Origin of the sequence: Romboutsia sp., assembly GCF_051659545.1 — a bacterium.
Lineage (GTDB): Bacteria > Bacillota > Clostridia > Peptostreptococcales > Peptostreptococcaceae > JBOFOR01.
The window spans coordinates 1-9,654 of sequence record NZ_JBOFOR010000016.1; the positions used below are offsets into that span (position 1 = coordinate 1).

Annotated in this window: 9 protein-coding genes; all 9 read right to left on the minus strand. The window is 28.3% G+C overall.

Features of this window, described 5'->3' with window-relative positions; genetic code table 11:
- Positions 1 to 135: 135 nt before the first annotated feature.
- Positions 136 to 1,473 (minus strand): MATE family efflux transporter, encoded by a 1,338-nt coding sequence (locus ACRC03_RS00610; protein ID WP_438650604.1) that lies wholly within the window; start codon positions 1,471 to 1,473, stop codon positions 136 to 138.
- Positions 1,474 to 1,534: 61 nt separating this feature from the next.
- Positions 1,535 to 2,335 (minus strand): MerR family transcriptional regulator, encoded by an 801-nt coding sequence (locus ACRC03_RS00615; RefSeq protein WP_438650605.1) that lies wholly within the window; start codon positions 2,333 to 2,335, stop codon positions 1,535 to 1,537.
- A gap of 29 nt (positions 2,336 to 2,364) precedes the next feature.
- Positions 2,365 to 3,126 (minus strand): Nif3-like dinuclear metal center hexameric protein, encoded by a 762-nt coding sequence (locus ACRC03_RS00620; RefSeq protein WP_438650606.1) that lies wholly within the window; start codon positions 3,124 to 3,126, stop codon positions 2,365 to 2,367.
- Positions 3,127 to 3,197: 71 nt separating this feature from the next.
- A complete protein-coding gene (locus tag ACRC03_RS00625) occupies positions 3,198 to 4,460 on the minus strand; it encodes an MFS transporter (RefSeq protein ID WP_438650607.1) in 1,263 nt (420 codons plus the stop codon).
- A 76-nt stretch (positions 4,461 to 4,536) separates the two neighbouring features.
- Positions 4,537 to 4,887 (minus strand): DUF2089 domain-containing protein, encoded by a 351-nt coding sequence (locus ACRC03_RS00630; RefSeq protein ID WP_438650608.1) that lies wholly within the window; start codon positions 4,885 to 4,887, stop codon positions 4,537 to 4,539.
- Positions 4,888 to 5,309: 422 nt separating this feature from the next.
- Positions 5,310 to 6,251, minus strand: coding sequence for a DMT family transporter (locus ACRC03_RS00635; RefSeq protein WP_438650609.1), 942 nt, complete (start codon positions 6,249 to 6,251; stop codon positions 5,310 to 5,312).
- 35 nt (positions 6,252 to 6,286) lie between these two features.
- A complete protein-coding gene (gene pepT, locus ACRC03_RS00640) occupies positions 6,287 to 7,516 on the minus strand; it encodes a peptidase T (RefSeq protein ID WP_438650610.1) in 1,230 nt (409 codons plus the stop codon).
- A gap of 14 nt (positions 7,517 to 7,530) precedes the next feature.
- Positions 7,531 to 8,964, minus strand: coding sequence for a YfcC family protein (locus ACRC03_RS00645; protein WP_438650611.1), 1,434 nt, complete (start codon positions 8,962 to 8,964; stop codon positions 7,531 to 7,533).
- A gap of 366 nt (positions 8,965 to 9,330) precedes the next feature.
- The gene (locus tag ACRC03_RS00650) at positions 9,331 to 9,540 is read right to left on the minus strand and encodes an L-2-amino-thiazoline-4-carboxylic acid hydrolase (RefSeq protein ID WP_438650612.1); all 210 of its coding nucleotides are present in this window, start codon (positions 9,538 to 9,540) and stop codon (positions 9,331 to 9,333) included.
- Positions 9,541 to 9,654 lie beyond the last annotated feature (114 nt).

A 9,654-nucleotide genomic window follows, 5' to 3' on the forward strand; every position in this document is an offset into this window, starting at 1 on the left:
TATTATTGTTATTATCCATAGTATCCATATCCTTTTTTGTATTGTTTTTTTGTCGTGATTAAATAATAACATAGGATAAGATTACTATGGATTTTTTTTATATTTTTATTGGTTCAATTTCATTATACAATTAAGCTAATATTCTAATTTAATATTACTTAATTTATTTTTCCTTAATAATTTAAACCCTATAAATATAGTAATTATCTCAGCAAAAACTATTGTGCCCCATATTCCACTTATTCCAAATATATACGGAAGTGTAAATATACCAACTACTATAAAAATCAACCCTCTACTTGCTGCAACAATTATAGAAGATTTCGCATCATCAATTGCTGTAAAGTAAGAAGATATTAATATGTTTAATCCATTAAATAAAAATGCTAATCCGTAAATTTTAGCACCGTTACTAGCTAATTCTAATACACTTTGTCCATCTTTTAAGAAAATATCTATAAGTGGTTTAGAAAAGACAGTCATTACTGTAAATATTATTATACCTATAACTATATTTACCATAATAGCTACTTTTAAAATTTTTGAAACTCTTTCCTTATTATCCGATCCAAAGTTATAACTTACTATAGGTCTAATACCATCTGATATACCAAATAAAATCATATAACCAACTTGAGCTATATAGTTTATTATTGAAAAGGCCGCTATACCACCTTCTCCAGCTAACTTCATAAGCGCAGTGTTAAATAAGAACATTGATAACGCATTTGAAATTGAAGATACTCCTTCTGATGAACCATTGTACATCATTGGAAATATCTCTACCTTATCAAATTTTCCATTATATATGTTAACTGACGTTTTTTTACTTAAGAAAGGTATTATGTTTATAAAAAATGCAGTAGAATATGAAATTCCCGTAGCTATAGCTGCACCACTTATTCCCATATTGAATTCCTTAATTAATAAATAATCTAAAACTATATTAATTACTACAGCTATTACCATGCTTATTAATGATATATTCGGCTTTCCAATTGACCTTACTACCATTTCAAATAAGAACATTACTGATACAAATACTACAAATATAGATATTGTTTTTATATAGGTAGATGCACCTTCTAATAAAGCATCATTTGCACCTAATATTAATGCAATGTTATCACTAAAGAATAACCCTACTATAGTAAAAACTATGGATACTAAAGTAAGTGAAATTAATGCTGTTCTAAATATATTTTGAGCTTTTTCATTTTCACCTTTACCTAAGCTTATACCTATTATACTTTGTGCACCTACACTTATTATTAATGCATAAGCCATTATAAGTTGCATATAAGGCTGAACTAAATTTACACTAGCTAAGGCATTTTCACCTATTACATTTCCAACAAATAATCCATCTATTATTCCTTGTATTCCAATAAATATCATTCCTATGATACTTGGTATAGTAAATTTAATAAATAATTTTGATAGTTTTTCTGTTCCTAATATTGTCTGATCCATACTTATCACCTCTTGATAAGTATAAACCTTTTTGTTACACAAAGGTCAACAGTAAACTTTACTATATCGGAATACAAATTTCCACTATGTTTATAGTTCCCTTTTCATTGTACAAAGTCCATATCCAACTAACGCTTATATATAAATTTAAATCTTCTTCTTTGTAATAATAGTTTAAGATAGACGTTATATACTCCTCCACCTCTTCCATAGTTCCAACAAATTTTGTTTTCAATACTTTTCCACTGTAATTATTTTTGATAATTTTTTTATCTTCATTTATTAGTAGATTACTTGAGTTTTTTTCAAATATTGCTGTATATCTTTTGTCTTCTATTAACATATCTTTATTTTTTGCCTTATACATTATCATCCAAGGTTCTAAGTATAATGATTTTGAAGAATTATCTTTTTGTTTAACTTTACTATTTACCAAATATTCAATAGGAATAAATATTATTGTATTATCTTCTTTTATTACTTCTAATTTATCGAAATCATAATTATTTTTAAAATTAATCATTTCATTTAATATTATTTTCTTTTTCTTAGCCTGTTCCTTTATCTTCATTAAGTGTTCAATTTTTTCATCTATTGTTTTTTCTTGTAAATCAATTAATTCTATGTAATTCTCTATACTATCATTTGATATTGCTTCTTTAATATTAGAAAGTGGTATTTCTAAATATTTAGCATCTAATATTAAGTCTAACTTTTCCATTTCTTTAATTGAATAATATCTATATCCATTATCTTCATTTATTTGGGGCTTTAATAAACCTATTCTGTCATAATGCCTCAGAGTTTCAGCTGTAATATTAAACAACTTACTAATTTGTCCTACTGTCATTAACCATTCCATATTTTGCTCCTAGCTTATTATTACTTTATTTATTTTATATTCGATTCATAATGTTCTTCATTAAGCCTTACTACTTCAAGTTCTTTTTTATTCTCATTCAATTTCAACGCTAAACTTTGAATTCCAAAGAATTCTGTAAAAGTATGACTTCCAATAATAAGATTTATCCCTTTAAACTTAGCATATTGAATAGTGTATAAATTACATTCACCTGTAATGTATACATCACATTTATTTTCAACTATTTCCTTAAGGCAAGTTGTTGAACCTCCATTGCCACATACTAAGCCCACTCTCTTTATATTTTTGTCATTAAATCTCCAGAATTTAACTGGTTCTTCCAGTATATTTTCAATATTTTTTACGAATTCATTAAATTCAATTTCTTCATCATATTCTGCAACTCTACCAAAATATAACCCTTCCCATTCGTGAGTTCTTTTGATATTTCTTAAATTTAATTTTTTTAATAAACTATCATTTGTTCCAAAGTTACAGTCATCAAGTGGCAAGTGATTATAGTAATGACTTACACCATACTCTGCTAGTTTTTCTATACATGCCTCTTTTAATCCATATATTTCATCCCATGCATCGTGGTGTGTCACCATCATATCAACACCATGAGTCCTTGCTTCCTCTATAGTTTCAAGAGTTAGGTTAACACAGTATCCCACTTTTTTAACTTTTTTATCTGCATTGTATGTAATCCCTGATTCACTAGAATAGATTTCTTTACTTCTCACGTTAAAAAGATCATTAATTCTTTCAACAATATGTGAAACATCCATATACTTATCTCCTCAATTCTCATCTCTATAAATCATAGCGTGTATATTTATAAATTATGGCAACTCATATTTTAGCATTTCATTAGTTCTTCTAAACTATCACTTTGACTATCATATTCTATAAAATTCCTCAAATTTTTAAGTCGTATATTTACTAAAGCACATATTAGTCCACAGGAGAATAAAGCTATCATAACCATTCTTATAGGAAAAACCTCGCCCAATACTCCACCAATTAGTTGCCCAATTGGTGTAAGTCCCATGCTTACAGTTGATGTAATTGCCATTACCTTACCCCTAATTTCTGAGGGTACTACTGACATCATTGCACTTGATGCCACTGTATTCAAACAGGCATTGCATAGAAAAGCAGTAAACATTAAAACCAATATTACAAAATAATTTTCACTTAACATAAAACATATAAAAAATAAGGTTTGTGTTATTAATGTTATCTTGAATACGCTAAATTTATTTTCTTTCTTTAAATTTATAATTGATAATAATATACTTCCGCTCATTGCTCCCATTGCTAATATAGTCATAGCAAATCCGTACCTCTCAATTCCTAAAAAAGGCATTGCTTTAAAGTAAGGAACAAATAAAATACCTCCTGCATTTAAGAAAAAATTTAGCAGTGAAACATATATAAACATTTTTCTCAATACATTAAAATCTTTTAGAAACCTAAAACCTTCTTTAAAATCCTCAAAGAAAGTAATTTTAGTATTTTTTCTTTCTACTTTTGGAATTGTGATAAACATTTCTGTAAAAGCTGAGAATAAATAAGAAATTCCGTTGAATAAGAACATATACGGCGCCCCAATAGTTACGTACAATACTCCACCGATTGCATTTCCTATCATATCCATACTTGACTGTGCTAGACTTGTTACTGAATTGGCTTTTACTAATTTTGATTCTGGAACTATATCTGGTCTAGATGATATAATAGCTGGATTGAAAAATGCTGAACATATTCCATTAGATATCCCTACTAAAAATACCATCCAAACTTGAATAAATCCGCTAAGAGCTGCTATACCTACAAATGTAACAAATATTCCCCTGATAAAATCTGTGACTACAATTATTTTTTTTCTATCCCACCTATCAACAAACACCCCTGCAAATGGACCAATTATTACTCTTGGTGCCATTGTAAGAGCACTTAATAGCCCCATTAATGCTGTAGAACCAGTCATTTCAAGTACCCAAAAATCTAGGGCTATAATATATATTACATCCCCAAGTACTGATACTAATTGACCTTGCCAGAGTAAAAAGAAATTTTTATTCCACAGTTTCTCAATAGGCTTTTTTAAACTATCCATATAATATCCCCCTTTAAGCTATCTCAACTATTACTTTTTACCTTTACATAAAGTATTTTTCATTACTATAATTTTTTTATAAGTTTATAGCTTCATCTGAATTTATTTCCCCATTTTCTAACATATCCATTATCTTTTGTTTTTCATTTAATTTATCTTCTTTTATTGCTAATCCTAAAATATTATTTATAGTATCTAGCTTACCCCTTACAGTTGGATAAGAAATTCCTAGATGTTTTTCAACGTCTTTAATATTTCCTCTACAAGCTAAGAATACTTCTACAAAGTACATTTGTTCCTTCGATAGTTGTTCAAATTTAGAGAAAGAAAATTCATTTTCAATAATAGTGTTACAGTCATTACATTTTAGTTTAGTTATTTTAATTTGTCCTTCGCATACGGGACATGTAGTTAATACTTTATACAAATTATCACTCCCTTTAATATGAGTATATGATTATAACTTCAAAAAGTCACTTATTTTATTGAAATTATTAATATTATTTTTAATTATATTAATATATAAGATATCATTTATTGAATATATTAACTTTTATCCTTAATTTATTTATATCCTTATTAAGTCGTTTTATACCATCAACTATGATAATCAAATCTTCGGGTATTGTAAATACAGCATGTCTGTGGGTTATATTTAACATGTTATCTACTTGTTTATCTTACCATTTTAATTTATGATTTTGTCACTTTTATATTTTCTACATTTATTCATATTACTATTATACACAAGTTTTCCACAGATTTTGAAGTCCCATAATTCCCTTGTAATTAAAAAATAGAAAAAGTACCTTAAAAATTTATTAGTATAAATTTCTAAGATACTTTTATTTATTCTTCTTCTACTCCTGCTGCAAATTCAATATTCTTGATTCTCTTTTTATAGATTATACTACTGAACTCACAAATAGATATAATAGCAGATAGCATCATAAATATTATTCCAACTAATTTCAGTATTGAAAAATATTCACCTAATATTATCCAGCCAATCATCACTGCACCTACAAGCTCTCCTGAGGCTAATATTCCTGCAACTGATAAATCAATGCCTTTTGAAATCCCCTTTATATAACAAATATACGCTCCTGATGCAGAGATTACACCTATACCTAAAATAGACAAAATCATTGATTCATCTTTTATATGTGGTAATATTTCCAAGGGTTTTGCTAAAGGCATCATAAATATTGCACCAAATAAGAATCCATAGACTAATATAGTGATCCCCTTGCATTCTGATAAAATCTTTTTACTAATGATAGGCATACAAGCATAAGATATTGCTGAAAGTATTCCTAATACTACACCTAACACATTAATGTTTAAGTTTTCAAATTTACCGCCAGTCACAGCTAGTATAGAGCCTATAAAACAAATCAATAAAGCTATATTCTTTTGATTACCTATTTCTTCTTTATATATTACTTTAGATAATATTGCTAAAAATAGAGGAGATGTATATAAAAGTACCGCCGCCATTGATACCCCTAAAATTTCTACTGCCCTAAAGTAAAAAAAGTTAAATCCTGCCTGGCATATAAATCCAATTAATAGACAATATAAAAATATTTTTTTATTAATTTTCAATAATTTTATATCTTTCATTAAACAGTATATTAATAAAATTATGAAACCTAATGATAATCTTATTAAAGCTACCTGTTGAGAAGATAATCCTTTGTCCATTAGATTATTTGCAAATAACCCTGTTGTAGACCACAACAGTCCTGCTAAAATTACTAGTAAGTATCCTTTTGATTTTTCTTGCATATACTAACTCACCTTTTCTGCGCTCTTTACTGTATCTAAATTGCTGCGTATGCTTTCACAATATTTATTATAACTTCTACTGCTTTTTCCATTGCATAGGTTGGTATAAACTCATATCTACCATGATAATTATGCCCACCTATAAAAATATTTGGTGTAGGTAGCCCTTTAAATGATAATACACTGCCATCAGTACCACCTCTTATAGGTCTTATTATAGGCTTAACACCTGCATCTTCTACTGCTTTTAGTGCAATATCTACACTATACATTACAGGTTCAATCTTGTCTTTCATATTATAGTAATCATCTTTTATATCAATTTTCACTGTACTATTTTCATACTTTTCATTTAAATCTTTTGTTACTTTTAGTAGTAACTCTTTTCTATTTTCAAAATTTATTTTATCAAAGTCTCTTATCATATAATCTAATACACAATACTCTACATCTCCATTTATTGTACATAAGTGGAAGAAACCTTCATGTCCTTCTGTATGAGATGGTGTTTCATCTTGAGGCAATTTACTTATAAATTCATTGCCTACTAATAGTGCATTTATCATTTTATCTTTTGCTTCACCTGGGTGAACACTTCTACCACTTATTGTTATAGTAGCTTGAGCTGCATTAAAGTTTTCATAATTTATTTCACCTAACACATCACCATCTACAGTGTAAGCTATATCAGCACCAAATTTTTCAACATCAAAAATATTTACAGCGCTATTATCAATTTCTTCATCTGGAGTAAATGCTATTTTGATTTCACCATGAGGAATTTCTGGGTTTTCTATTAAATATTCTACTGCAGTCATAATTTCAGCTATTCCTGCTTTATCATCTGCTCCTAATAATGTAGTTCCATCTGTTGTTATTAGAGTTTTACCTTCATAATTTTTCAACTCTGGAAATTGCTTTGGTGAAAGAACAATATTTAGTTTTTCATTTAATAAAATATCTTCACCATTATAGTTTTCTACTATTTGAGGATTTACATTTAAACCTGTAAAGTCAGGAGCTGTATCTATATGAGCAATAAATCCAATAGTTGGAATTTCTTTGTCAATGTTACTAGGAATAGTAGCAATAACAAATCCATGCTCATCAATACTTACATCTTTTATATTTAAATCTTTCAATTCTTTTACTAATTCATTTCCTAATGCTAATTGTGATTTTGTGCTAGGTATTGTAGTGCTATCATTATCTGCTGTAGTATCATATTTTACATATTTCAAAAATTTATTTACAACACTTTCCATTATGCTTATCCTCCTTATTTGAACCCCATTAAGGTTACTATTGTTAATACTACTAAACAAGCAGGTATATAAAACGTAAATACAAAATGAGCAGTCTTTTTAATATATTTAAAGAAGTTAATTCCAGCCATTGTACACATTGCAAAGGAAACTCCATCCCACGGCATCCAGAATCCAAATGTACCTGTTCCTAAATGGAAAGCTGTAACAACTACTTGTCTTGGTATATTTAATATATCAGCAAGTGGTGCCATTATTGGCATTAAAGTACCTGCAAGACCTGAAGAACTTTGTACAATGGTCATTGTAATTGATACAACAAAGAACATTATCCAAACTGTAATTACGCTTGGTAAAGATGAGAACATATTAGATATATGATAAAGTAGTGTATCCATAATATTACTATTAGCTAATAATAATGTTATTACTCTTGAAGCAGCCAATAGACATGCAACAGACATCACAGCACACATACCTTCTAAGTTTTTTTCTATTATTTCATTTATTTTTAGCCCTCCAATTAAAGGAATAATTATACCCATAAACAAGAATATTGATCCAATTTCGTTAAACCACCATCCCTGAGTTATTACTCCATATATCATAATACTAAAACTTACTGCAACCATTACTAGTACTATCTTTTGCTTTCGTGTTAAAGTTTTTAAATCTGTAGTTGTTTTTTCATTAAATTTCAATATATTTATTCTATCATCTTCTCTTACAATAGAAAGTTCTGGATTTTTCTTAACTTTATTAGCATACCTCATTATATAAATAGAAGTCCCTAGCATCATAAAGAACCATATTACAATCCTTACTCCAATCCCCGAACCCATAGGTATGTCTGCCATTGCTTGAGCTATTCCTACAGCAAAAGGATTTAAAAATGCTGCTGAAGAACCTACAAGTACACCATACTGAACTATCATTACTGCAACCAATGAATCGTATTTCATTGCAAGCATCATAGGCGCTATAACCAAAACAAATGGTATTGCATCTTCATACATTCCATATGAAGCACCTCCTAATCCAAAAGTAAATACTAATATTGGTATAAGAACGTGTGATTTTTCTCCAAATCTTTTAACTAATGAATTTATTCCTGAATTTATTGCTCCTGTATGAATTATTGCAGTTATTGCTCCTGAACAAATAAAAATAGTCCATACAACATCTGCGGCTTCAACTGCCCCCTGCATAAAATAAGTCCATGATTGGCTAAATCCTTGCGGTACACTTTCTGCTGGTTTAAAAGAACCAGGTATTACTATTTCTTTGGTCATTCCCATAACATTTACTTCTTGTCTTTCAAAAGTCCCCCCTGGAACTATATACGTCAGCCCTATTACTAATAAGATAACCACCCCTACAATAATAAACGGATGTAAATCTGCTAGAAATGAGAATTTACTCGAAGGTAGTTGCTTCTGATCGTCCATTTTATTTCCCCCCTTTTAAATTTAAATATTAATAAAAGTACTTTTCAATATTTATAAGCAAATTTTGTGCCAACGTTAAAAATAGTCAACTCTATTAATATTTTAACTAAAAAGGTTATTTATCTTTTTATATTCATAAATGAAAGAAAATTTTTAATTTTCTTAATTTAAATTTTTTATTTCTTTAACTATAATCCACCCAATAAAAAAATATAGTCGTAATCGACTACGTAATCGATTTCAACTATATTTTAAAATTATTTAAATATCTCATTTTTATACTATAAAATCCATTTTTGACTATAAATTCTATCTATTATATTTATTATATCTACTTTTTAATTCATCTTACTGCGGTTGAAAATTCTAAAATCTTCTAATATGAAAATCACAACAGCTATTTCCCTCAGCTAAGGTTGTTTGACGTTCTAAGTGGCAATTAGCAAAACTCATAGTAATATAATCAGTTGCACATAAGCTTTTAGTAAATTCTTCTACTCCTTCTTTTTTGCATAAAGTACATAGACCACAATTAGTAAATACTACATTAGTTAAGGCTTTTCCAAGAAATAAAATGACCGTTTTTTAGAAGCTATCGCTTAGTCACTGAAATTCGGTTATTTTTATGTTTTTATATTTTTTTCAAAAGTGATTTTATGATTTTGGACAAAGTTTCCCCCTCCCCATAGA